Below are 23,080 nucleotides of genomic sequence, written 5' to 3'. Positions count from 1 at the left end.
GCGGGTGGGTGCTGAGAAATCCGTATGTGAGGACCAACTGGCTCGCCTTTCGGTCATCCGGCCGCACCATGATGGAGTCGGGTGCTGCTCGCTCGGTGAAGACGGCTACCCCGTCTGCCTGTGCGTGTGCGGTGGAACCTGAGACTTCACCGGGGGCCCGTCCTCATGCGGGGGCCCGGCCGACGCGACCGATCGGCTGATGGCGTGGTCCGCGTACTCTGACACTATCAGTCGCTAACATTGTCCTAACATTTCGCGGTAGATCCTCAGATAACTCGCCACCATTCGATCTGCGCTGAACCTGCGTTCTGTCTGCGCGCGGTCGATCGTCGCGATGCGTGCCACCGCGGTGACCGCCTCGTCGAGGGAGTCCACCAGGAAACCCGTCACGCCCGGGTCCACGACTTCTGCCATGGATCCGCGCCGGTAGGGGACGACGGGAGTCCCGCAGGCCATCGCCTCGACCACCGACAGGCCGAAAGGTTCGTCGAACGCGATGGGATGCAGCAGCGCGGCGGCGCCGCCGAGGATCTGGCCACGCCGCTCCGGGCCGACCGGCCTGAGGAAGCTGACCTGTTCGCCGTCGACCTTCGGCACGATCTCTTCTTCGAAGTACCGCTCGTCCTGGACGATGCCGCAGATGGTCAGCGGCATCCCCGCCCGTCGGGCGATCTCGATGGCCGTGTGCGTCCCCTTGTCGGGATGAACGCGGCCGAACGCGGTCAGCCGCCGGCCGCCCACCGGGTCGAAGGGGAAAGCGTCCAGATCGATGCCGTGGTGCACGGTGGCGACGTAGTCCCGTAGGCGGGCAGGATGCCCATGCCGGAGAATCCATGGACCGTGGTGAGCAAAGGGGCCCGGCAATGATCGGCGAAGGCCAGCGGCAGCCAGTCGAGATGGCTGTGGACGACGTCGAACTCGCCCGAACGGCTCAACGCGTGCGCGACATGCATCGCCTCCCACACCCGCCCGTCGAGCGATGGATCGTCGGCGTACCCGCGGGCACACACCGTCCAGTGCTCCGGAGGTGACGGAGTCCAGCGTGGCGAGCAGCGTCACATCGACCCCGGCGGCGGAGAGCCCCTCGGCGAGCAGGCTCGTCACCTGCTCCCACGGGCCATAGTGGCGCGGAGGCGTGCGCCAGGCGACCGGTCCCAGCAGCGCTATCCTCACGTGACGGAGGCTTCGCTCCGGCGTACGTCTGGCATCGGTGCCTTCTCTCCCCAGGGTGACGTTTCGCAAGAAGGCGCCGCGAGGATGCCCTCAATGGCCATGACAGCAAGATCACAGCGGCTGCATCCCATGCTTCACCTCCCTGCCTTGTCCAGCCGAGTCAACGCCACGGCGGGCCGGCCGGAAACAGCCGATGCCGCAAGCAGTCATCACCACAGCCGATGACCAGGCAGCAGCGTGACGGGCTCCTCGACGCCGTGACGTGAAGCCCCGCGGTCGTCGGAGGTGGCCGGGATGCGCACGGCCAAGAGGGCGATGTCGTCGGCGGTGCCAGGAGGCATGCGGGCGAGGACATGGTCGCAGAACTCGTCCAGGGGATGGCAGGCCAGGGCGGCGGCATGGCGGCGGAGACGTCCCATGCCGGTGTCCAGATCGGTGCCGGGGACCTCGATCAAGCCGTCGGTGTAGAACAGAAGGGTGGAGCGAGGAGGCAGGGGGACCGTGGCGTCCGGTCGGCTGACGTCACTCAGGCCGGTGCCCAGCAGTAGGCCTTGTCCCTGTTCGAGGTATTCGGCGCGTCCGTCGGGGGTGACCAACAGCGGCGGTGGATGGCCGGCGTTGGTCCATCGCAGTTGCCAGGGACCCTCATCTGGGCCCTCAATGCGAGCCAGGATGGCTGTGGCCAGAGGGACCTTCGTGATGACGGGGACGGCCTGGTCGAGGCGGTCGATGATGGCGCTGGGCGGTCCCGTCCGATCCCAGGCCAGGGCGCGCAGCATACCGTGCAGTTGGGCCATGCCCGCGGCGGCGGCCAGGTCGTGGCCGATGACGTCGCCGATGACCAGCGCGGTGGCGCCGTCACGCAGGAGGAATGCGTCGTACCAGTCGCCGCCTACCTGGGAGCCGACGGGGGCGGGCTGGTAGCGAGCCGCCAGGCGCAGCCGGCCGGGTTGAGGCAGGGCGGTGAGCAGGTTCCGCTGCATGGCCTCGGCGATCTGGCGTTGGCGGCCGAACCGCAGGGTGTTGTCGATGGCCAGGCCGACGCGGCGCCCGATGTCGCCGATCAGGGATACCTCAGCGGCGTCGAAGGGCCGAGCGGCGTCGGTACGGGCCAGGGTGAGGGCACCTGTGACCCGCCGGACGGTACCCAAGGGCACGATGACCGCGGAGGTGGCGCCCAGTGCTTGGAGGAATCCTGTTTGGACGGCGGCGAGGGGCGAATCGGGCGGGGGAGCGATGTCCCCTGGTCCCATCAGGACGGGTTCGCCACCGTGCAACACCCGTACCAGAGAGGAACGTGAGTGCTGGTCCAGCGCGGGGAGGGGACCTCGCCACGCTTCCTGTTCGGCGTCGCGGCCTTCGGGTCCGATCACCGCCACCCTTTGGATGCCCTCGTCCGTTCGCAGGTCGATGGCGACCCAGTCGGCCAGGCGGGGCACCAGCAAGCGGCCGAGCCGAGCGAGGGCCTCCTCGGTGTCCAGGGTCTGCGCCAGCGCTGTGGCGATCTCCGCGACCAAGGCCAGCCGGTCGGTGAGATCTGCCAGGGCGGTCACATGCGCTGCGAGGTCGTCCGCTGCTTCCCGGTCGGTCGCATCGCCGGTGAACAGCACGGTCATGCCGAGCACCTCGCCGTTTCTGGTCACGGTATCGCTGAACCAGATGACCGGGGTGAGATATCCGTCACCGCCCAGGAATCTGTCTACCTCGCGGGCGCGGATGTGACGGGTGAGGGCCGTGAGCAGCCGGCACGGCTGATCCGGAAGGGTGGCATCGTCGGCGTGGCGGTGCAGCAGATCGTGAAAGTTCTGTCCACTCATCGCCGACGCGGTACGGTCCAACAGCTCTTCGGCAGCCGGGTTGACCGCGATGATCCGATCAGAGGAGTCCAGCACAGCCACGCCGGCCCCCAGATGGTCGAAGACCTCCCGCCAGAACTCTGGCTGCGTCGCCCACCACCGACCTTGACCATCGGACGTGCTCTGGGCCACGCCGGTTCCTCCCACGGTAGACGTACCGCTCCCAGCCGGGGACAGCCGGTGGGGCTCGGTCAACTATCGGGGATAATCTCCGATGAGGAGCCGTTGTGCCCCGCGACGCGCTGGCTCGACATCACCCATGATCACGTGCGCAGTGCGATCTGTGCCATACCCTGTGGTGCAAGGCTGAGAATGCTTCTTCGATGTCTCGGAGGCAACAGCCATCATCAGAGAGCGAGACGCGACATGAGCAGTGCTCGCAAAACCGAAGGTCATGCCGCAGGGGCCCCCTCCCCTCCGAAAGAGGCCGATGAGCAGCCCGATCACGCGGCCAACGCGCAGTGGCTCAAGGACAACCCAGACGCCATGCCGCAAGTGGGCGCCGGCCGGTGGGTCGTGTACGACCGCGCCGGTCATCTGCGCGGCCACCTCGTCGGTGACGGCCCGACCCGCGACACTCGCTTCAAGGCGATCAGCGCGACGCACGAAGGGTCGCCTCCTGACCACGCGCTGGGCTACGGCATCACCCTGCACGACGCCGGGGCTCACCTCCTCGACACCAGCGTGGGTGGTGGGCAGCCCGAGGACAAAACGGGTGACTGAGTCACAATCGCCGCCGTCGACCGGCTGCTTGATCGAGTCACGCTCCGTGTAGGCGTCCATGGCGATACGTGGCAGAGGCTCCCACACCGCAACCCGACCCGCGGCCGGCAGATCCGCATCAGCTGGTCCCGCCACACCGACCCACGCGCGATCACTTTCAGCTTCGCCACCGGAGAGCCAGTCGTCCTGCTGATCATCCCATCGGGCACCGCCGCCGGCGCCGCCGGGGCCACGCTCGAACTCACCGCCCAGGACACCGCCGGCCTAACGCCCGACGACAGCCTCACCCTGGCGAGGGTGCCATCCGACCCTGCGGCGCGACCGACCCTCCGTGCGGCGACCGCCGGCAGCTCAGCCAACTGAGAGAGGCCGGGTCGATCACCAGCCAGGAGCCGACCACAACCAACCGGCCGTCAGCACCGGCGTGACCCAGCGCTGGGCCACCAACGTGCGCTGGCACCCCGCCGACGGCCTCCAACACCGTCGCATGGTGGCCGGCAAACACACACTGCGCACCACCATGCAGCAGCCGGCGGCTCGTCCACTCCGGGCGGCCACCGGGGCGCACACTCGCTGATGGCCGCCGACCCGGCTCCGGGGCTCGGCCGTAAGGGACGATTATTGCTGAACTTCCCCACTCGGAGCCAAGGACGGGAAGGTGAATGATGGCCAATGCCCGGCCTCCGCAGTAACCAGGTCCTGACAGTGGCGTGGACCAGGCCCTGGCCGTCGTCTTGACGGCGGTCAGCACAGCCTCACGCGCTCTCGCCCTTTAGAACGCGATGAGCACGGCCTGCCACGGTGCCGGCAGCGGCTCGTCGCGTGTCTGGAGGCGATGAGGCCTGGTCAGCTCGTTGAGGTGGCCGCCGCCGCACGGTTGCTCAGCGCCCCGAACGACCAGGCGCAGGCCAGGAAGGCCCGTGACGGGTGCGCGTAACCTGCCGCTCCGGCCTCTGACAGCCTCTGACCACCCGCCGTCGCGCAGCTTCAGTGTCTGCTGGCAGGCCTCTGGGCCGATCGCCTGCGTCGCTGCCCGCCGCGTTGCCCCTCGATGTCGTGCTGCTGCCACGGCGTCGGCCATGTCCTGCACCCGGGGGCAAGCAGACGATACGTTCTACAGGAGCGGCTTGTCGGTGGTGACCAGTGTCGGACTGTCGCCCGTTCGGCTGAGCGTTGTCTCGCCGGCAGGGTTCATGAACTGGAAGCTCAAGGGACGTGGGGTGGCGTCGATGCGGCGCGCGTACCAGCGTTGCACGGCGTGGTGTGCGAGGTCGAGGTCGAGGGTCTGCTGAGGGAGCAGGAGGCGGTGGTCGTCAGGGGTGGTGTGGACGCTGCCCTGCTGCCAGAGGCGATGGGCCTGCCGGCGTTCGCGCTCAGGTACCTGGGGGCCGCAGGACAGATCCAGCCGCCATTCGCGGAGGACCTCGCCGTCGCTGTCGATCTCGCACAGCGCTCCGGCGATGAAGCAGGTGCCCGCTGCCGCGATGGGCACCGCCCGGTAGAGGGGCCTGTCGATGTCGCGCAGCCAGTGCACGGTGTGATCCTTCTGCCAAGTGGTGGGGTCCGCGTGTCGGCTCTCCTCCTCTGGAGTGCCGGTCAGCGCGCGCGGCTGCGGCGGGCGGGCTGTCGGGGCTGTCCGCCTTCGTTATCCCAACCGGCCAGGCCGAGCGCGTTCGCGGCAGTGTCGAGGTCGGCGGGGGCGGAGGTGGCGGGGTGGCCCGGGTCTGCGGCGGTGAGGATGTCGCCGGGGCGGGTACGGCCCCGGCACTGGGTGGCCAGGTCGAGCGCCTTGTCGGCGGCGGCGGGAGTGGTGTCGGGTGGGACGACGAGCAGGTTGAGGTGCTCGATTCCCGGGATGATCAGGGTGACCAGGTGGGGGTCGATGGTGCGGAACCAGCCCACCTTGACGTGGCGGCCGGGAGCGGCGATGCGGCGCGGGATGTTGTCCCAGGTGTCGATGTGCAGGCCCACGCGCAGGACCCGCCGCTCCAGCCGCTGGTCGATGGCGGCGATCAGGGCGGGTAGTTCCGCGCCGGCGTCGTAGCTGGCGGGCCACCACGCCCCGTCCACCGCCCCCCGGCGGGCGAGGTCGGGATCCAGGCTGAGCCGCACCTTCTCAGGGCCGGTCATGAGGAGGGCCCACGGCGTTGGGTGGCCAGGCGTGCGGCCAGGCGTGCCGGAGTAGGCCAGCGTACGTCACGGGCCCAGCCGAGCCTTTCCAGCAGCCGGATCAGCCGGGCGGAGATGTCGACCTGGCCGGGCAGTACGCCGTGGCGGGCGCAGGTGGGGTCAGCGTGGTGGCCGTTGTGCCAGCTCTCGCCGAACGACAGGATCGCCAGCGGCCAGAAGTTCGCGGCCCGGTCCCCGGCCCGAGTCTTCAGCGGACGCTCGCCGAAGACATGGCAAACGGAGTTGATCGACCAGGTGACGTGGTGCAGCATCGCGATCCGTACCAGGGCGCCCCAGAAGAACGCGGTCACCGCCCCCTGCCAGGTGCCGGTGGCCAGCAGGCCGACCGCGGGCGGCAGCAGCAGCGAGGCCGCCACCAGCGGCCCGAACAACCGATCCACCCGGCTGATGTCGCCGTCGGCGAGCAGGTCCTTGGCGAAGCGTCGCCGGTTGGTCAGGTCACGCCCGAACATCCAGCCGACGTGCGCGAACAGCAGCCCCTTGGCCAGGCCGCGCACGCTGCGGCCATAACGCCAGGGCGAGTGCGGATCGCCGTCACGGTCGGCGAAGGCATGGTGGCGCCGGTGGTCGGCCACCCACTGGATGACCGAGCCCTGCACCGCCAGCGACCCGGCCACCGCCAGGACGATCCGCAGCCACCGGCTCGCTCTGAACGCGCCGTGGGTGAGATAGCGGTGAAATCCCACCGTGACGCCGAGCCCGGTGAGGACGTAGGAGCCCGCCGCGATCGCCACGTCGGTCCAGCTGAGCCCCCACCCCCAGGCCACGGGGATCGCTGCGACCAGCGCCGCGAACGGCACCAGTACGAACACCCACAACGCGACCACCGCCGCGACCGGTTTACGCCCGTCGATGATCGGCGCCACGCCGCCCCGCTTCCGATCGACGACGCCTGTACCTGTCGAAGCCATGCCAGCTTTCCTCCCCTTCCACGGCAGCATCCTTTTCGCCTCTTGGAATCGACCAACTCGCCTGCCCACACACACGGAAGCCACACCCTTAGTCCAATACCAAGCTGCAGACGGGCGAGGGACAGAGCCGCAGATCGATGTCCCGCGGTGAAACCGAACGGATTCCGGCGTCATCACCGACGCGGGACCTCGGTGATGTGGCGCCCAATGGCCAGCGGCAACACCCGCTGACGCCGGATCTCGTTCCACAGGTAGGGGCCGAACATCTCATGGCGGTGGTCACGCACCACCCCGCCGTGAACGAGTGGGGCTGCGCAAGCGTCCCGCATGAGCCCGCCACGGCCTGGGCACCACCCCCTGCCCGCCTTCACCCGCCTCCGAGCCCGTCAATCCTTCCGCTCGGGTTCCTTACCAGGAGGTACGGCCTGCACCCGTGGTTCTGGGGCCGGTTCTGCCGGGAGGGGGATCGGATCGTCCTTGAAGAGCTCGGGCACGGCCCGGTAGAGGATGGCAGTGATCGGCACGGCCACGACCGCGCCCGCGATCCCTGCCAGGATGCCGCCGACGGCCAGCACGATGATGATCGCCAGCGGGTGGAAGTGCAGCACCCGGCCAACGATCAGCGGCTGGAGCACGTGGTTCTCCAGTTGCTGCTCGACGACCAGGATGCCGATGAAGATCAGCGCGTAGATCGGTCCCTTCGCGCCGAGTGTGACCAGCGTCGCGACCGCACCGGCGAAGAGGATGCCGACGATCGGGATGAAGCTGGCCAGGAAGATCAGTACGGCGAGCGCCGCCCAGAGCGGGACGCCCATGATGGCGAGGACTAGACCCATGAGCACGCCGTGCACCGCGGCCACGACCACCGTGCCCTGCACGTAGTGGGACAGCGTGGCCCAGGCGGTCCGCCCGGCCCGGTCGACCCGCGGCGCCATCCGGCCGAACCCCCTGAGGAACCAGGACCAGATCCGGTCACCATCCTTGAGCAGGAAGAACGTCACGAACAGCAGGAGCACGATCGAGGCCAGCACCTCCACCACCACCACGGTGCCCGCGAGAACCGTCGAGGTGATCTGCTGCTGCCGTTCAGTAACAAACTGGGCAATCTCGTCCACCCAGCCACTGAGCTGGATGGGCTTCACGTGCAGAGGGCCGGTGTAGAGCCAGCTCTCCACCGTCTTGGCCGTCTGCCTGACCTGTGCCACCAAGCCGGGAAACTCAGCGTTGGCCCGGACGCCGACGATCCAGCCCGTCCCGCCCAGCACGGCCAGGGCGACGAGCATGGTGACCCATGTGGCGTAGATCGCCCGCAGGCCCGACGCGCGCAGGCGTCGGGTGAGCGGGAACAGCAGAGCGGTCAGCAGCAGGGCGACCGCCACCGGCAGGGCGACGATACGCATCGTCGCCACGAAACCGAACACATAGTTGGCCACGATGCCGATGACGATCAGACACGCGCACCACGCGGCCATCCTCGCCAAGGCCGCAGGCACTAACCGCAACAGGCGCTCCTGAGGTGAGTCCATGCACGGGAAACTTCCCCACCGGTCGGAAATAGGCGCGCTTTCAGGCTTCGAGCCAAGGAGTGTAAAGAATACTTTTCGCATCACGGGTAGGTCATCCGCCCTACCAGCTTCCCACGACGGCACGGTGAGCCATCTTCTGTGAAACGACCGCGGCGCACGATCACGACCGCATTCCGCCGACGTACCGGCCCCGGCCATGAGCGCCGCCCGGCGCTGGGCCGGCCGGCTGGCGAGAGGCTGGAAGCGATCCAGGAGCCGGCACGGCTGGTTGGATCACGCGGCGCGTGCCCTGATCCGCTACGACAAGGCCGACGCCGGCCGGCTGTCGGCCGCTCTCACCTACTACGCCTTCTTCGCCACCTTCGCCCTGGCCCTGCTGGGGTTCGCCATCCTCGGTCGCGTCCTCGATCATCCGGCGCCGCCGGCCGAGGTGCAGTGGTACCTGAGCGACACCTTCCCACGCCTGGACGTCCAAGCGCTTCGCGACGCCGGGGGAAAGGCCGGGCTGGTGGCCTGCGTGGTGCTGCCGCTGACCGGCCTGTTCTGGATGGACACGCTGCGCTCGACGACCAGGGCGATCTGGCGGCTGGAGGAGTATCCGGGCAACTTCTTCCTGCGCCAGGTCATCGACCTGGGCATCCTGGCGGGGCTCGGGATACTGTTCTCGCTGTCGCTCACCATCGTCTTCGCCGCCGAGTGGGTGCTGACCTGGCTTGCGGTGAACACCATGGGTGTGCACGCCACCCCCGCCCGGTGGGCGCTGTCGGTGGCGGCCTTCGTGCTGGGAATCGGCATCAACACCTTACTGGCCATGGCGCTGTTGACCGCGCCCCCGCGGCTGCGCTTACCGCTGCGCCGGGTGATCGGCCCCGCGCTCGTCATCACGATCGGCCTGGAGATCCTCAAGACCCTCGGCCAGGCCCTGCTCAACCTCACCGCCGCCAACCCTGCCTACCAGGTCGTCACCGGAGCGGTGGCGATGCTGCTCTTCCTCAAGGTGCTCAACCAGCTCATCCTGTTCGCCACCGCACTGGCGGCCACCAGCACCACCGGAGACGTCACCGACCTGGCCACCCGGCCAGGTCCGCCGTGACCTCGAGGCGTGCTACCACGCGACGGCCGCTTCCGGTTCCACTGTTCATCCGTCGCGACACCACCGTCCCCGCACCGCCCACCGAAGTTGCCCGGCGCCTGTCTGACGGCCGAGGATGACGTCCTCAGGCAGCGGACGGCGGTTCCGCCGAGCGCTGCACCGTTCAGCCCGTCGAGGGGGCGTGAGCTGTGATCAGCTCCGGCGATGAGGTTTGCTGGAAACGCCTATATCCGTCTCCGGGCAGGTGGCGTTGACTGACAGTGTCCGGTTACCTGTCTTCGGGCGGGACGCGTCGGCGATAGCGGGGTGGAGGCGGGCTATGTCCGTCGAGATCGTGATGTGGGTGGCCGTCAGCGTCGGGGTGATGGCGGTGGTGCCGGCCGTTGGCTTCTTCTTGTGGCGCAGGCGTCGAGATCGCCTGCGCGAGAGATTCGGCCCTGAGTACGAACGCACGGTTGCCGCTGAGGTCACCCGCAGGGCGTCCGAGCGTGAGCTGCGGGCCCGTCGAACGCGATCAGGCCCACTCGACATACGGCCGCTCGATCCCGACACACGCCGCGGTTATGCCGACAGGTGGGCCGCGGTTCAGGAGCGTTTCGTGAACGAGCCGAGTCCTGCGGTCAGCGAGGCCGATCTGCTGGTGCGGGCTGTCATGGCCAAGCGCGGATACATCACTGAGGACTTCGCACAGCAGGCCTCCGACCTGTCTCTGCGACACAGCCGCACCCTGGAGCACTACCGCCAGGCCCACGAGATCAGCGGGCGAGCCGGGGACGGTTGGGTGTCGATCCAGGAACTGAGGCAGGCCATGACGCACTATCACGCCTTGTTCGACGCCCTTATCGGCGGCGACCAGCGGCCTCTCCGTGCTCGGGCTGCCGCTCGAGCACCCCGGACACGACCACACGGAACTGCGGGTCCCCGCCGGTAGGCCTGCAGGGCACTCAGGAGGCCGCGAGCGAGAACACGATCGATGGATCCACCCATGGTCGTGCCACGGGAAAACTCACGGAGGTGTCAGGCCTATGGCGTTGCCTGGGCAAGAGAGCCAAAACCGTCTTCTCACCGATGGCGAATCGGTTGCCGGGACGGCCGAGGGAAGCGGCGCCGACGAAGCCACAAGGAACGCATCGATCGTGAATTATCCGAACCCCTGGAGGGCCTGCGGGTCATGGTGACCGGGGTGCAGGTGCTGTTCGCTTTTTTGCTGGCGATGCCATTCCAGAGCGGCTTCGCCAAGGTGGACACCTCGGGCCACTGGCTGTTCTTCATCGCGTTGACGGGGGCGGCCACCGCCTCCCTCTGTTTCATCACGCCCGCCGTTCAGCACCGGCTGCTGTGTCGTACCGGGTTGAAAAGAAGATCGTGCATCGCGCCAATGAGCTGGGGCTGGCCGGCGCCGTATCCCTGGCGGTCGCGGTCGCGACCGCCGACTCTCCGCAGACAACGCGCAACGAGGACCAGCCGGGCGGCGGTGAGTAGGCCCCGAGGTGCTCGGCGAGATACGCACTCCAAACCCTTCGCGGGGAGAGCCCATGCACATTGATGTCGCCGAACGTGAACACCTGGCGGTGGCCGAACTGGAGGCACGGTTGGTCAGAGCCTTCGCCCGCAGCCATTCGGCTGAACGGGTACGTTCTGCGGTAGGGGCGGCCCACCACCGATTCGATGGGCGGCCGATCCGGGAATACGTTCCGATCTTCGTGGAGCGGATCGCCAAAGAAGACCTGCGCCGGTCGTCCTCCTAGCGCTGAGGTCTCCGCGATCATCGCCCTGGACGTGCCCGACCTGCCCCGGGGCGGGGGTGGAGGGTGGTCATGAGGTGCTCCGATCGGGGGCAGCGGCTTGATGCTGTCCTCGTGGTGATAAGGCTCCGCGACGAGGTCGAACGAGGGCTGTGATCGTGCTGCGCAGGTGGTCGGCGGCAGCCCGCCGAGGCGCCCACCGCCGGGGGCCGGCCGACTTATGAGTGCGCTGGGCCGGGCGTGGGTCAGCCGGGCCGCGCCGACGCCTGCAGGTGGAGACCGGGCGTCTCGTGCCAGCCGGTGAGTTCGAGCAGGCGTCGCACCTGCAGGGGAGCCGAGCGCAACGTCAGAACATGGTCACCGCCGCCGTCGTGGATTGCGGCGGCGGCGCCGACGAGGGCGCGCAGGCAGCCGGTGTCGATGAACGTCAGGCCGCTCAGATCCACGCAGAAGCCGCCGTCGCCGCTCGCCAGTGAGGCCAGCGCGCGCCTCAGAGCGGGCAGGGTGGAGCGGTCGAGTTCGCCCTCGATCCGCAGGCCCGCACGGTCGGCGAGCGGGGTGATGCGCAGGAGGTGGTCGATGGCGGCGGTGATCGGGGGGAGCGCGATCACAGGCCGTTCCGTCAGGGCGGCGATCACGAGTGCAGAGGCGCTCGCGGTGTGCTTGGTGTTCATGCCGGGCTCCTACGGGAAGTCGGGAGACAAGAGGGCGGCCGGCTCGAGGCGGCGGTGTGAACACGTTGCGAGGGCGCCAGCGTGAGCGGTGTCGTGCGTGCAGTGCCCTGATCATCTAGCAGGCTGGCCGGAGCGGAAAGCATCGGTTTTAGCCAGGCTTATCACCACCGGCGATCAACGGCCAGACGTCGGCGGGTGCGGGCGGAGGGACCTCCCCCCCGACCAATGCCGATCTCCCTGGGCCAGGGCCGCCACACTTCACCGAAAGCGGCGGCTCGCAGACCGGACAAGCCTCTGACGCGCACCGACTCCTGCTGGGTCGGGCCCGCTGCCCGTACCCGCGACGACCGGCGACATGCTGGCAAATCCCCTGAAACGGCTCCTGAAAGGCGACACGACATGAACCCGAACAACGACGACGAACTCCTCGACGAAACGGCCGACCGGCCGCCGCTCCCGCCTGAGCCCGTGTCCAGACGCGGCAGCGACGGTAAGAGCCGACCGCCGCCACCGTCTGACAAGCTGGTCTTCGGCCCGGTGATCCAGCCCGGCGCACCGCCGGCGCCGCCCGAGCCGCTGCTCAACCCCGAGCCTGCCGACTGACCCAGCCCGATGGTCGCCGGCTCAGGTAGCACATCGCTGGCCGAGGCGCCCTTATGGCCGCACCACCGCGACGGAGTTGCGTGCGCCGTGCAAGATCCAGAGGGTGACGGATCCGAGCATCACGGTGCCGATCGCCCCTCTGCCCTGAGAGCCCACGACGACCAAATCCGCCTGGGCGGAAGCGCTGACGAGAGCATCGACGGGGTGGGCGCGACGGACGTCCTCGATCACCGGAACCTGCGGATATCGCTGCTGCCATCCCCGGAGGATGACGGCCGCGGTCCGGCACTGGGTAGCGTGGATCTCGTCCAGGTCATAGGCGCTTTCGGGGATGTGAGCGTGCGCCGGCGGTTGCCACGCGTAGACCGCGCGCAGCGTGCTCGCGCGCAGCATCGCCTGCTCGAAGGCGTAGGCGAGGGCGGGTTCGCAGGCGTGATAGTCCTCGAGCCCGACGACGACCTCCCCGTGGCAGTGTCGGGGTCGGATCGGACGACGACCACCGGGCTGAGAGGTCCTTGAGCGCGAGGGCTGACCAGGTCATCGCGGGCGCGCATCTCGAACGTGACCCAGTGCGTAAAGGTTAGCGCCCACGGGGTGGTGTATGGGTTTGAACCTGTACGTCACCTTGATCCCTGTTAGGGAAGATCGATGTGACATGAGGGCGGCCACCTCCTCGGCGAAGAACGTGCCGAGTGACTTGCCGGTGATCCGACGCACGACCTCCCCGACCAGAAACCCGTAGGTGACGGCGTGGTAGACGTGCTCTGTGCCCGGCCGCCACAGCGGCTCCTGCGTCTCGAGTGCACGGATGACCGGGTGCCACGCGCACGCCTGCTCGAACGTCAGCGGTCCGTCGACGAGCGGGAGACCGGCCTGGTGTGACAGCAGCCAGCGCACTTTGATCTGTTCCTTGCCGTTGGCGCCGAACTCCGGCCAGTACCGGGCCACCGGGGCGTCCAGATCCAGCTCACCGCGCTGTGCCAGCATATGGGCACAGATTGCGGTGGCGCCCTTCGTCGTGGATGCAACCTGAACGATTGTGTCCTCGCCATTCCAGGCGACCGGTCATGTCGGGCGGCTCGTCACGGCCCTGTCAGGGCGGGTCAGCTTTATCCGACCAAAAAGCCCGAGGCTACAGCTAGGCCTAGAACAGGTGATGGCCGACCTGCGCATCCGCGCAGTGTTCTCGCTGCCCGGCCAACCGCGCGGCCGCGGAAAGGACGAGTGCCTCTTCGGCACCTTCAACCAGATGTGCCTGTCCCAAGGGCGGCGATGACAGGCGGCTTGTGTCCGTGACCGCGTTCAGGTCGCCGGGTGGTCTGTCGCGGCGTGTGCCTGCCGGCGACCCAAGTGGCTCGGCCATCTGCCGCGGCTGGGTGAATCGCAGCATATTGCCGGAGGGATCGAGGAAGGCGCAGTCGCGGACGCCGTCAGGCTGGGTGATCGGTTCCTGCATCACTTCGGCGCCTGCGGCCTCGAGGTACTCGAAGATGGCGTCGCAGTTGTCGGTCTGAAAGATCAGACGGCTCAGCAGACCCTTAGCGATCAGATCCTCGATGGCCTGCCGATCGACCGGCGAGGCCCCGGGGTCCGCGCCGGGCGGCTGGAGTAAGATCTGCATGCCCGGCTGCGACGGCGGGCTGACGCTCGTCCACCGCATTCCCTCGAATTCGACGTCGTCGCGTACGGCGAAGCCGAGCACGTCCCAGTAGAAGCCGAGCGCCTCGGCGACGTCGTGGACGGTGAGGGTGCAAGAGGCCAGCTTGAGATCCATGCCTGCCCTGCGACGAGCCGGTTGCGAAGGCCTGCTCATCGCCGCTCCGTGTTGCCGGTGCCGAGAAGGACGATGTCGTGGTCGCGGACCCGGTCGGGGTCGGCGTCGATGGCGATGTGGGTGATCTTCCCGTCGCTGATGGTGAATGCGAAGACGGCCTTCGGCTGGCCGCGGTGTGCCCAGACAGCCGCAGGGACGCCGTCGACCAGAGCGAGCCGGGCGGCCTCAGCTCGTCCGGAGAAGAAGGAGGCCACCGCGCGGGCGCCGCGGAGCTCGACCGCCACGACGTCCGGATCGAGTAGTTCGAGCAGGGCGTTGAAGTCCCCGTTGCGGGAGGCGGCCAGGAAGGCCTCGACGATGTCCCGCTTGGCCGATTGCGCGGCATCGGAGGCTTCGGCCGTTCCTTGCACCCGGCGCCGGGCTCGGCTGGCCAGTTGCCGGGCCGCCGCCGGGGAGCGGTCGATGATGGGGCCGATTTCGGCGAATGACACTGCGAAGACGTCGTGCAGGACGAACGCGAGCCGTTCGGCGGGGGTCAGCGTGTCCAGCACCACCATCAGCGCGACACCGACCGAATCGGCGAGCAGCGCCTCATCCTCGGGTCCGGCCTGACCGTTCGGGTGGACGCTGGGCTGCGGTGTGGCCGGCTCGGGCGGCAGTGCCCCGGCCGCGTCCTCTCGCCGGGCTCGGCGTGCCTCGAGCATGTTCAGGCAGACCCGGGCGACGATCGTGGTCAGCCACCCTCCCGGGTTCTCTACCTGGCTGGTGTCGGCACGGCTGACCCGCAGCCACGCCTCCTGCACCGCGTCCTCGGCCTCGCCGGATGAGCCGAGCATCCGGTAGGCCACCGCGTGCAAGCGAACCTGGTGCTCGGCGAACCGCTCGCTCAGCCAGTCCTGCTCGATCATCTGTCACATTCCTCCGTCTAGCCGGTCATTACTGATTGACCGGTGAATACACGCCGATGTGACATCCGGCGTTTCACCTGCTGGTCAGGCAGCACATACACCTCGAACAGGAGATTAAGACATGACAGCGCACGTGATCCCGACCCTGCTCGGCGTCCACGACATGGAGGCCGCCAAGCGGTTCTACACCGACGGGCTCGGCTGGAAGGTCAAGAACGACTACGGCATTTCGGTGTTCTTCGAGTCCGACGGCGCCTCTCCCATCGGCCTTTACGGCCGGGCAGGTCTGGCCAAGCTGGTGGGCACGAGCTCGGAGGGCAGCGGCTTCAGTGGGCTGGTCCTTACCTACGAGGTCAGTAGTGAGGCGCGGGTTGACGAGGTGATGGTGGAGGCCGAGGAGGCCGGCGCCACGATCCTCAAGCCCGCCGACGCCCTGCCATGGGGTGGGTACGGCGGCACCTTCGCCGATCCGGACGGCTACATCTGGCGCGTCGGCTACAGCGCCCAGGGCAAGGATCAGCCCTCCACGGAGTAGTCGCAGAGGAAAAGCAAGGAATAGATCGTGAAGTTCCGCACCCTCGTCGAGCCGCCCGAGCCCATGCGAGGGCTGGAAGTTCCGCCCGAGGTGGTGGAGGCTCTCGGCGGGGGCGCGCGACCGCCAGTGACGATCACCGTCAACGGGCATTCCTGGAAGAGCCGCGTCGCCATCCTGCGCGGCCGTCACCTGCTCGGCCTCAGCAACGCCAACCGGCAGGCCGCGGGTGTCGCGATAGGCGAGGAGATCGGTGTCGAGCTGGAGCTCGACACCGAGCCACGGGTCGTCGTCGAGCCCGCGGACTTCGCCCGAGCCCTCGACGACGACCCGGCCTCCCGCACCGCCTTCGACCGTCTCACCGACAGCCGCAAACGTGAGCACGTGCGCGCCATAGAGAGCGTGAAGAAGCCCGGGACGCGCCGGCGGCGTATCGAGAAAGCCATCGCCGCCCTGCGGGGCTGAACCCACACCAAGACTCCGTCGGCAATGCAATCGCCGCGCGAAGGTCCGAACCCGCCCAACCTCCGGAAGAGACCATACATGTCGAAACACCTGAAGACCGGTCTGTACTGGTTCCTGGCCCTTCAGTTCGCGCTGGGAGCCGTGACCAAGTACTGGCCGGGCGACACGATATTCAGCACCGCGTACTCCGTGAAGTTCGTCGATTGGGGTTACCCCTCCTGGATGCGCTTCGTGGTCGGTGCCCTGGAAGGTGTCGCCGCTGTCTTGCTCGTGATCCCTGACCGGCGTACGCGCTTCCTGGGTGCCACAACGCTGATGTTTGTGCTCACCGGTGCGGTCACCACCCACATCGTCAACCACGATCCGGTGGTGGGAAGCTGGGCCGCGCCGACCCACCTCGTCATCATGGGCATCCTCGCACTGGCCAACTGGCCCGCCGACTGCCGACACCTCCTGTCGGCAGCTGAACCCGACGCCCTCCGTCGATGAGGGTCACACGCCCCCGCGATCCGGCGGCGGGCATAGCTGGTCTCGCCTTCGCTGTGGGGCCGAAGACCGCGCCGATCAGGGCCCGGGTCCGGTCTCCACCAGCGTCATCTGCCGGACCAGCAGGAAATGGGCCCCGACGCGCGAGGGCGGAGCGCGCAGACGAGCTGCACGCTGCGAGTCCTATTAGGGACCGCATCGCCGAACTCGAACCGCGGGTGTCCGGCAGGTCGTGGCCAGTTTCAACGCGGCGATGCGGGACCGTGTGGAGGACAAGCTCGCGCACGTCGCCGTGCCCACGCTGGTGGTCGGAGGGGAGTTCGACGGGGCGTCCCGCAGGACTGGCCGAGGAGGCCCACCCGCGGGACACCACTGGCCAGGCTTGTCGTCATGCCGATGAAGCCGCACATGATCCCGTTCCGGGCTCCGGAGGCTCTGGCGTCGCACATCACGAAGTTCGCGGCCGATGCGCAGCTACGCCGTCTCCTTCGACTCGGCCACCGGAAGGCTCCGGGTGCTCTCCCGTTACCTGCGGGGACCGCGATCTCCCCATGCTCTGCCATCTTCCCGCCGCCGTCGAACCGGTGGCCTGCGCGGGGGCGGCGGCGAACCGGCTACCGCGCGACCTGGCCGACAGGGCGTACGCGCTGGCCGGGTGGAGCGAGACGAGCGCGCCCGCGTGCCCGAGGCCGAGGAGGCGCTGACGGGCCGCCACGACGTGACGTGGAGTGTCGAATGAGACCGGCCGTCCAGGCACCGGGTGCCGATCCAGGCGAACTCTCGCTGCCCGGCCGTGGACGCGCCGCTCGACGACCCGGCCGTCATCTGGACCACCGTCTGAGCCGGCGCCTGGGCCACCGGCGGGTCTGGCAGGTGAGGTGCCCCGGCGTCCGGTGAGCGCCGATACCGCCCCGAAACCACCGCCTTGCTAAGTCTTCTGACTGTGAATGACGGCACGGATCGCGCAGCCGATCCGTGCCGTCAGCAGTGGTGTTTCTTCCCCCGCGTTCACCGAAAGGGTCCGTCTTTCATGAGACTTCCTAGTCGCCCCCTGCCGGCCGTCCTCACGGGCACGCTGACGCTCGTGGCCTCGCTTGTCGTGGCCACCCCGGTGGTCGCTCAGGCACAGGCGAGCGCCATCGACTGGCAATCCTGTACAGAGCCCAAGGAAGGCATGTAGTGCGCCACCATCAAGGTGCCGCTCGACTGGTCGCGGCCGAAGGGCCGGACCATCCAGATCGGTCTGGCCCGTCGCAAGGCCACCGGCCCCGCCTCCACCCGTATCGGTACCGCCCTCATGGTCCCGGGCGGCCCAGGGACCTCCGGCGTCGCCGTGCTCGCGCGAGACCCGCAGTTCACCGCGGCGGTGCAGGAGCGCTTCGACGTCGTCACCTTCGACCCGCGCGGCATCAACACCAGCACCCAGATCAAGTGCGCGACCGCGCTGGTCGATAAGGTGATCAACACCCCGATGCCGCAGAGCAACGCCGCCTTCGAATCATTGAAGCTGGCCAACAAGCAGCTCAGCGAGAACTGCCGCAAGCTCTCGGGTCCCCTGTACGACCACATGGACAACCTGCATGTTGTCCAGGACATGGACGCCATCCGGGCCGCGCTGGGCGAAAACAAGATCACCCAGATCGGATACTCGTACGGAACCGTAAGGGTCCAGCAGTACGCCGCGATGTTCCCCAATCGCGTCCGGGCGAGTGTCGCCGACGGCAACGTCGATCACAGCATCGAGACCATCACCGAGATGATGGACTCCGCGACTGCCCCGGCGGAGAAGAATTTCCTCCAGTTCGCCGCCTGGTGCGACAAGACCGCTGACTGCGCCCTGTACGGCAAGGGCGCCAAGAAGATCTTCGGCGAGTTGCGCGAGCGGGCCAAGAAGGGAACGCTCAAAGACCCGCTCAACGGCCAGCCGCTCGATGTGTACGGACTGTCCCGGATAGCCCTCGGCGTGAACATGCCGGAGTTGTGGAAGGACGTCGCCAGCACGTTCAAGTCGCTCTACGACGGCGGCGCCGCGATGTCCAAGGCGAAGGCCGCGCCGAAGGCGGAGGCCGGGAAGACGCAGAACTTCACCCGGCAGGCGTCGTTCTGCCAGGACTGGAACTTCCGGATCAAGCAGTACCTCGATCGCGCTGGGCTGGATCGTCGCCGGGCGCATCCTGAGCCGACTGCGCACGATCACCGCGGCGGCGCGGGACATCTCGGCGACCAACCTGCATCGGCGCCTGGCCCTCGACGGCCCGGGTGACGAGCTCAAGGAGCTGGGGGACACCTTCGACGACCTCCTGGACAGGCTCGACGCCGCCTTCCGGGCCCAGCGCCAGTTCGTCGCCAACGCCTCCCACGAGCTCCGTACACCCCTGGCCCGCCAGCGGGCACTCGGCCAGGTCGCCCTCTGCGACCCCGACGCCACCGTGGGCTCCCTGCGGGCGGCTCACGAGCGGATCCTCATCGCGGGCGCCCAGCAGGAACGCCTCATCGAAGCGCTCCTCACCCTGACCCGCGGTTACGCGGGCCACGACGTCCATCGCCCCTTCGACCTGGCACAGCTCACCCACGAGGTCATCGAGGCCCACAGGCCCGAGATCGGCCACCGGACCGTGACGATCCAGACGTCGATCTCCCCCGCTCTGGCGACCGGTCACCGCCCCCTTGCCGAACGCCTCGTCACCAACCTGCTGGACAACGCCATTCGGCACAACACGCCACACGGCCGCGTAAAGATCACCACCGGGATCGTGGACGGCCACCCCGTCCTCACCGTGACCAACACCGGTCCCGTGGTACCGCCGAACGCCGTCGAACAGCTCTTCCAGCCGTTCCAGCGTCTCGGCACCGCCCGCGCCGACCGCGGCGAAGGGCTGGGCCTCGGCCTGTCCATCGTGCAGGCCATCGCGACCGCCCACGCCGCCACCATCACCACCAGCGCGAGGTGCGAGGGAGGCCTGACCATCGCGGTCACCTTCCCGATCCCCCGGCTGGCCCCGCCACTCTCGGCGCAGGCCCGTACGACCCCGCTCGTCAGCTCGTTCACGCCCCGCACCAAGGGCCAGCCGGAGAGTGGGGCGGACAGCGCGCGGGTGTCCGCGCCGCCTGGGTGAGCGTGCTGAGCGGTGGCGGCACGCTGGCCTACGTGCCCGGCGATGGCCGCATCTGTCCGGAGGCGAGGTGATCGACCTGCTCGGACGGCTGCGTGGCGGGCTCGACGAGCGGCGCCGCGCCGCGTTACTGGAGCGCTTCGGCCTGGACCCCCGCAAGAAGGGCCGCGCCTACCTCCGAGGGCAACCGGCAGAAGGTCGCCCTGATCGCCGCGCTGGCCTGCGACGTCGAGCTGCTCATCCTCGACGAGCCCACGTCCGGTCTGGACCCTAGGAGGTGTTCCGCGACGCCGCCCCTGAGGAGCGCAGCCGCGGCCGCGCGGTGCTGCTGTCCAGGCACATCCTGGCCGAGGCCGACACGGCCGCCCTGGACACCGTGCTGCGACGCCTCACCGACACCGGTGTACGCGGCCTCGTCAGCCGGCCCCCACCCTGGAGAGCTGTTCCTGCGGCACTACGACCATGCCGGCAGAAGCGACCGACGACATGCAGGAGCGACACGATGAACCCTTTCACCGGCACCGGCCACCTGGTGCGCCTGGCGCGGCGCCGGGGAAGAACCATTGCACGTCGACACCCTGGTGGGGGCGGAACTTGGCCGCATCCCGCAGCCGTGGGTGCCGGTGCCCGCAGAGATCAGCCCGTTCCAGCCGGTCTGCTGCAACCACACGTGGATGCGTGACTTGCTGCGCCGGCGCGCCGCCGAACAGGGCGTGGAGATGTGGCTGGGCGCCGAGCTGACCGGCTTGCGGCAGGACGCGGAGGGTATCGTCGCCACGGTACGGCGAGCCGGAGGGCTCGTCGAGGCGCGGGCGGCGTATGTGGTGGGTGCTGACGGACCGGACAGCATCGTCCGCGGATGGGCCGGAATCGAAACAGCGGGGCCGGGTACCGTCGCCCACCAGTACGGCGTGCTCTTCCGCGCCGATCTGGGCGGCGCCATCCGTGGCCGCCACTTCGCCGGCGCGCACATCGACCGGGTGGGCGGAACCCTGCTGGCGGAGACCGAAACCGACACGTGGTTGCTCATCCGGTCCGTCGTCCCCGACCATGGCGCGGACCTCGCCGAGCTGATACGGGCCGCGGCCGGACTGCCGAAGCGGGCCGTCACCATCGAAGACACCTTCACCCTGCCGATCACGCTGCTCACCGCCGACCGCTACACACAGGACAACGTCGCGCTCGTCGGCGACGCGGCCTGCTCGATGCCGCCCACGCCAGGGATGCACGCCGCCACCATCCTGCCCGACGCGCAGAACCTGGCCTGGAAACTGGCCTTGATCCTGACCGGCGCGGCAGGTTCGGCCTTGCTCGGCACATACGACACCGAGCGGCGCCCGCTGGCGCAGGTCGCCCTGACCGACGCGATAGCCCGGGTCGGCATGATCCCTCCTGCAGAAGACCTTCCCGACCGGATCACCCAGGAATTCGGGGCGGTGTACCGGTCGGCGGCGGTGGTGTCCGGCGAAGAGCCCTCCGCTGACTTCGCGCACCCGTTCCTCTCAGCCGGTCGGCCTGGCACGCGGGCGCCACATCTGGAGACCGGGACCGGGTCGATCCTCGATCTGTTCGGCCGGACATTCGTGTGCCTGGCCGGACCCGGGAGCCCGCGCTGGGCGAGCGCGGCCGACGAGGCGGCAGCCAGGCTGGGCATTCCGCTCACCGCACGACGGGTGGGCGCAGACCTGCCGCTGACCGCCGCGTCCTGGGAGAAGGCGTACGGCGTGACCTCCGGCGGCGCCGTGCTCATTCGCCCCGACGGCGTCGTGGCCTGGCGGGCTCCCGCCGCGGCGTCGTCCCCCGAACGCGAGATCGAGCAGGTTCTCCGCCAGATCCTGAGCAGAGGAGAGCAGTCATGACCTTGCGTGTGTTCGTGGCCGGTGCCGGCCTCGGTGGCCTCACCCTGGCACACGGGCTACACCGAGCATCCGTGGACGTGACGGTCTACGAGCGTGATCAGGGACCCGACGTCCGCGCCCAGGGAGCTCGCCTCCACATCGACGACCGTGGAGTCCGGGCGCTGCGTGCCTGTCTTCCCGCGGCGCAGTTCGAGCTCTTCCATGCCACCCTGGGTAGGTCCAGTGACAAGCTCCTCGTGATCGGCGACGTCGACGGCCGGCTCGAAATCCTTGGCTCGAAGTCCTTCACCGGCGCCCAAAGCAGCCCCGACCAGGTCCGGCCAGGTCGTCCGACGAGTCGGCGACTGCTGCGGCGCACCCTGCTCCACGGGTTGGAGGGGCACGTCGAGTTCGGCAAGGAGGTCGTCCGCTACGAACGACTCCATCAAGGCGTACGCGTGCATTGCGCGGATGGCACCCGCGCCGAGGCGGATCTCCTCGTCGCGGCCGACGGCGTTGGCTCGGCTGTGCGCCGCCAGTACCTTCCGCACGCCAAGGTGGTCGACACCGGGGTGCGCTGGCTCGGCGGCAAGACTCCGATCACCCCCGGGCTTCGGCAGACCGGGCTCCTCGCCCTCATCGGGGACAGCTTCACCATCACCGAGCTGGGCCAGACCGGCATGGTGCTCGCGGCCATGCGTTTCAGTGAGCCGCCCGTCCAGGCAGCGGCGCGGCTGGCGCTCGGACTGGATCCGGGAGACATCGACGACTTCCTCATGTGGGCGCTGATCCCCCCCGCGGGAGGTGCTCGGTGACGCGGTCCTCGTTTCGCACACCGTCACCGGCGAGCGGCTCTGGCGGCAGGCACGCCCCTTGGTGGAGGAGGCGTATCCGAGCCTCCGGCTGATCGTCGAGCAGGCCTGGCGAGAACAGACGTACTACCTGCCGCTGGCCGCCTCGACGCCGGTCGCCGCCTGGCAGCCCGGACCCGTCACCCTGCTGGGCGACGCCATCCACGCCATGCCGCCCAACCGCGGTTCCGGCGCCAACACCGCGCTGCAGGACGCCGAGCGCCTGTGCGCGCGGCTGATCGACGCGGACCGAGGTGAGTTGAGCCTCCTCGAAGCCGTGGGGGCCTACGAAGAGGACATGCGACGTGACGGCTTCGAGGCCGTCAACGCCTCCGTGGCCGCCATGCCCGGCTTCCTGAAGGAATGACCGCTGGGTCGCCGGCAGATCGGCCACGAGGTCGAAGTCCTCACCTACGAGGGCTGGGGCCACGGTGCCTACGGCCGTAGCGACTGCACCACGCAGACGATCGAGCAATGCTTGAGACCTGTGGATCGGTCGGGAAGGCACACCCGTGCTCACCGTAGTCCCTGGCCCCGCCGGCGGCGACCGCGAAGCGTCCGCCTCCGGCACCTCGCCCGCGCTGATCGACGAGCTGGTACGTGAAGGCGCCCGCCGGAT

Annotated in this window: 25 protein-coding genes and 2 pseudogenes; 16 read left to right on the top strand and 11 right to left on the bottom strand. The window is 68.8% G+C overall.

Annotated elements, in window-relative coordinates; genetic code table 11:
• Window positions 1-234: 234 nt before the first annotated feature.
• The gene (locus E1294_RS41215) at window positions 235-1,104 is read right to left on the bottom strand and encodes a glycosyltransferase (RefSeq protein ID WP_220448232.1); all 870 of its coding nucleotides are present in this window, start codon (window positions 1,102-1,104) and stop codon (window positions 235-237) included.
• Window positions 1,105-1,382: 278 nt separating this feature from the next.
• Window positions 1,383-3,161: a SpoIIE family protein phosphatase gene (locus tag E1294_RS41210; RefSeq protein WP_132516404.1), complete on the bottom strand. Its 1,779-nt coding sequence runs from the start codon at window positions 3,159-3,161 to the stop codon at window positions 1,383-1,385.
• A gap of 234 nt (window positions 3,162-3,395) precedes the next feature.
• Between E1294_RS41210 and E1294_RS41205 the strand changes: the two genes are divergently transcribed.
• The gene (locus E1294_RS41205) at window positions 3,396-3,752 is read left to right on the top strand and encodes a hypothetical protein (RefSeq protein WP_165977761.1); all 357 of its coding nucleotides are present in this window, start codon (window positions 3,396-3,398) and stop codon (window positions 3,750-3,752) included.
• 6 nt (window positions 3,753-3,758) lie between these two features.
• Complete coding sequence (locus E1294_RS58475) at window positions 3,759-4,115, top strand: DUF5994 family protein (protein ID WP_220448235.1); 357 nt, start codon at window positions 3,759-3,761, stop codon at window positions 4,113-4,115.
• Window positions 4,116-4,866: 751 nt separating this feature from the next.
• Here E1294_RS58475 and E1294_RS41200 read toward each other — a convergent pair.
• The 4 genes from E1294_RS41200 to E1294_RS41185 form a co-directional block, all read right to left on the bottom strand.
• A complete protein-coding gene (locus E1294_RS41200) occupies window positions 4,867-5,286 on the bottom strand; it encodes a hypothetical protein (RefSeq protein ID WP_132516400.1) in 420 nt (139 codons plus the stop codon).
• Window positions 5,287-5,348: 62 nt separating this feature from the next.
• Window positions 5,349-5,882 (bottom strand): DUF5994 family protein, encoded by a 534-nt coding sequence (locus tag E1294_RS41195; RefSeq protein ID WP_132516398.1) that lies wholly within the window; start codon window positions 5,880-5,882, stop codon window positions 5,349-5,351.
• On the bottom strand, window positions 5,879-6,853 hold the full coding sequence (locus E1294_RS41190; RefSeq protein WP_132516396.1) for an acyl-CoA desaturase: 975 nt from the start codon (window positions 6,851-6,853) through the stop codon (window positions 5,879-5,881). Before E1294_RS41190 ends, E1294_RS41195 begins: the two co-directional genes overlap by 4 nt.
• A gap of 386 nt (window positions 6,854-7,239) precedes the next feature.
• Window positions 7,240-8,346, bottom strand: coding sequence for an AI-2E family transporter (locus E1294_RS41185; protein ID WP_246083656.1), 1,107 nt, complete (start codon window positions 8,344-8,346; stop codon window positions 7,240-7,242).
• A 229-nt stretch (window positions 8,347-8,575) separates the two neighbouring features.
• On the opposite strand from E1294_RS41185, the gene E1294_RS41180 reads away from it, so the two are divergent.
• From E1294_RS41180 to E1294_RS41170, 3 genes and pseudogenes are all read left to right on the top strand, one after another.
• A complete protein-coding gene (locus E1294_RS41180) occupies window positions 8,576-9,472 on the top strand; it encodes a YihY/virulence factor BrkB family protein (protein WP_132516392.1) in 897 nt (298 codons plus the stop codon).
• A gap of 973 nt (window positions 9,473-10,445) precedes the next feature.
• Window positions 10,446-10,775, top strand: a pseudogene (locus tag E1294_RS58470) (DUF6328 family protein); the annotation flags it as partial.
• 232 nt (window positions 10,776-11,007) lie between these two features.
• The gene (locus E1294_RS41170; RefSeq protein WP_132516388.1) at window positions 11,008-11,220 is read left to right on the top strand and encodes a three-helix bundle dimerization domain-containing protein; all 213 of its coding nucleotides are present in this window, start codon (window positions 11,008-11,010) and stop codon (window positions 11,218-11,220) included.
• 242 nt (window positions 11,221-11,462) lie between these two features.
• On the opposite strand, the gene E1294_RS41165 is transcribed toward E1294_RS41170, so the two are convergent.
• Window positions 11,463-11,891: an STAS domain-containing protein gene (locus E1294_RS41165; RefSeq protein WP_132516386.1), complete on the bottom strand. Its 429-nt coding sequence runs from the start codon at window positions 11,889-11,891 to the stop codon at window positions 11,463-11,465.
• Between the two features lie 399 nt (window positions 11,892-12,290).
• On the opposite strand from E1294_RS41165, the gene E1294_RS41160 reads away from it, so the two are divergent.
• Window positions 12,291-12,494, top strand: coding sequence for a hypothetical protein (locus tag E1294_RS41160; protein ID WP_132516384.1), 204 nt, complete (start codon window positions 12,291-12,293; stop codon window positions 12,492-12,494).
• A gap of 51 nt (window positions 12,495-12,545) precedes the next feature.
• Here E1294_RS41160 and E1294_RS41155 read toward each other — a convergent pair whose 3' ends face one another.
• The 4 genes from E1294_RS41155 to E1294_RS41140 form a co-directional block, all read right to left on the bottom strand.
• Window positions 12,546-12,980, bottom strand: coding sequence for a universal stress protein (locus E1294_RS41155; protein WP_132516382.1), 435 nt, complete (start codon window positions 12,978-12,980; stop codon window positions 12,546-12,548).
• Between the two features lie 51 nt (window positions 12,981-13,031).
• Window positions 13,032-13,532, bottom strand: coding sequence for a serine hydrolase domain-containing protein (locus E1294_RS41150; protein ID WP_220448234.1), 501 nt, complete (start codon window positions 13,530-13,532; stop codon window positions 13,032-13,034).
• 106 nt (window positions 13,533-13,638) lie between these two features.
• Window positions 13,639-14,268, bottom strand: a complete 630-nt coding sequence (locus E1294_RS57865) for a VOC family protein (RefSeq protein ID WP_132516381.1) — start codon at window positions 14,266-14,268, stop codon at window positions 13,639-13,641.
• Between the two features lie 35 nt (window positions 14,269-14,303).
• Window positions 14,304-15,176 carry a sigma-70 family RNA polymerase sigma factor gene (locus tag E1294_RS41140; RefSeq protein ID WP_132516380.1) on the bottom strand — a complete coding sequence of 291 codons (873 nt, stop codon included), beginning with the start codon at window positions 15,174-15,176 and terminating at the stop codon, window positions 14,304-14,306.
• A 121-nt stretch (window positions 15,177-15,297) separates the two neighbouring features.
• On the opposite strand from E1294_RS41140, the gene E1294_RS41135 reads away from it, so the two are divergent.
• From E1294_RS41135 to E1294_RS57560, 10 genes and pseudogenes are all read left to right on the top strand, one after another.
• Entirely contained in the window at window positions 15,298-15,711 is a 414-nt protein-coding gene (locus E1294_RS41135) for a VOC family protein (RefSeq protein WP_132516379.1), read from the top strand.
• Between the two features lie 27 nt (window positions 15,712-15,738).
• Window positions 15,739-16,173, top strand: coding sequence for a YdeI/OmpD-associated family protein (locus E1294_RS41130; protein ID WP_220448230.1), 435 nt, complete (start codon window positions 15,739-15,741; stop codon window positions 16,171-16,173).
• 78 nt (window positions 16,174-16,251) lie between these two features.
• Window positions 16,252-16,662, top strand: coding sequence for a DoxX family protein (locus E1294_RS41125; RefSeq protein ID WP_132516378.1), 411 nt, complete (start codon window positions 16,252-16,254; stop codon window positions 16,660-16,662).
• A 548-nt stretch (window positions 16,663-17,210) separates the two neighbouring features.
• Entirely contained in the window at window positions 17,211-17,363 is a 153-nt protein-coding gene (locus tag E1294_RS53485; RefSeq protein ID WP_165977760.1) for a hypothetical protein, read from the top strand.
• A 491-nt stretch (window positions 17,364-17,854) separates the two neighbouring features.
• A complete protein-coding gene (locus E1294_RS55035) occupies window positions 17,855-18,922 on the top strand; it encodes an alpha/beta fold hydrolase (protein WP_132516377.1) in 1,068 nt (355 codons plus the stop codon).
• Window positions 18,807-19,775 carry a sensor histidine kinase gene (locus E1294_RS41115; protein ID WP_342775141.1) on the top strand — a complete coding sequence of 323 codons (969 nt, stop codon included), beginning with the start codon at window positions 18,807-18,809 and terminating at the stop codon, window positions 19,773-19,775. The genes E1294_RS55035 and E1294_RS41115 overlap by 116 nt, the downstream gene beginning before the upstream one ends.
• A 43-nt stretch (window positions 19,776-19,818) precedes the next feature.
• A pseudogene (locus E1294_RS56575) lies at window positions 19,819-20,278 on the top strand (ATP-binding cassette domain-containing protein); the annotation flags it as partial.
• A gap of 57 nt (window positions 20,279-20,335) precedes the next feature.
• Window positions 20,336-21,631, top strand: a complete 1,296-nt coding sequence (locus E1294_RS41105; protein ID WP_132516375.1) for an FAD-dependent monooxygenase — start codon at window positions 20,336-20,338, stop codon at window positions 21,629-21,631.
• Complete coding sequence (locus tag E1294_RS41100; RefSeq protein WP_132516374.1) at window positions 21,628-22,425, top strand: FAD-dependent oxidoreductase; 798 nt, start codon at window positions 21,628-21,630, stop codon at window positions 22,423-22,425. Before E1294_RS41105 ends, E1294_RS41100 begins: the two co-directional genes overlap by 4 nt.
• Entirely contained in the window at window positions 22,415-22,828 is a 414-nt protein-coding gene (locus tag E1294_RS57560) for an FAD-dependent oxidoreductase (protein ID WP_132516373.1), read from the top strand. Before E1294_RS41100 ends, E1294_RS57560 begins: the two co-directional genes overlap by 11 nt.
• Window positions 22,829-23,080: the final 252 nt, after the last annotated feature.

The organism is Nonomuraea diastatica (assembly GCF_004349015.1).
In the GTDB taxonomy this organism is placed as follows: Bacteria; Actinomycetota; Actinomycetes; order Streptosporangiales; family Streptosporangiaceae; genus Nonomuraea; species Nonomuraea diastatica.
This window is presented reverse-complemented; position numbering and strand designations above follow the sequence as displayed.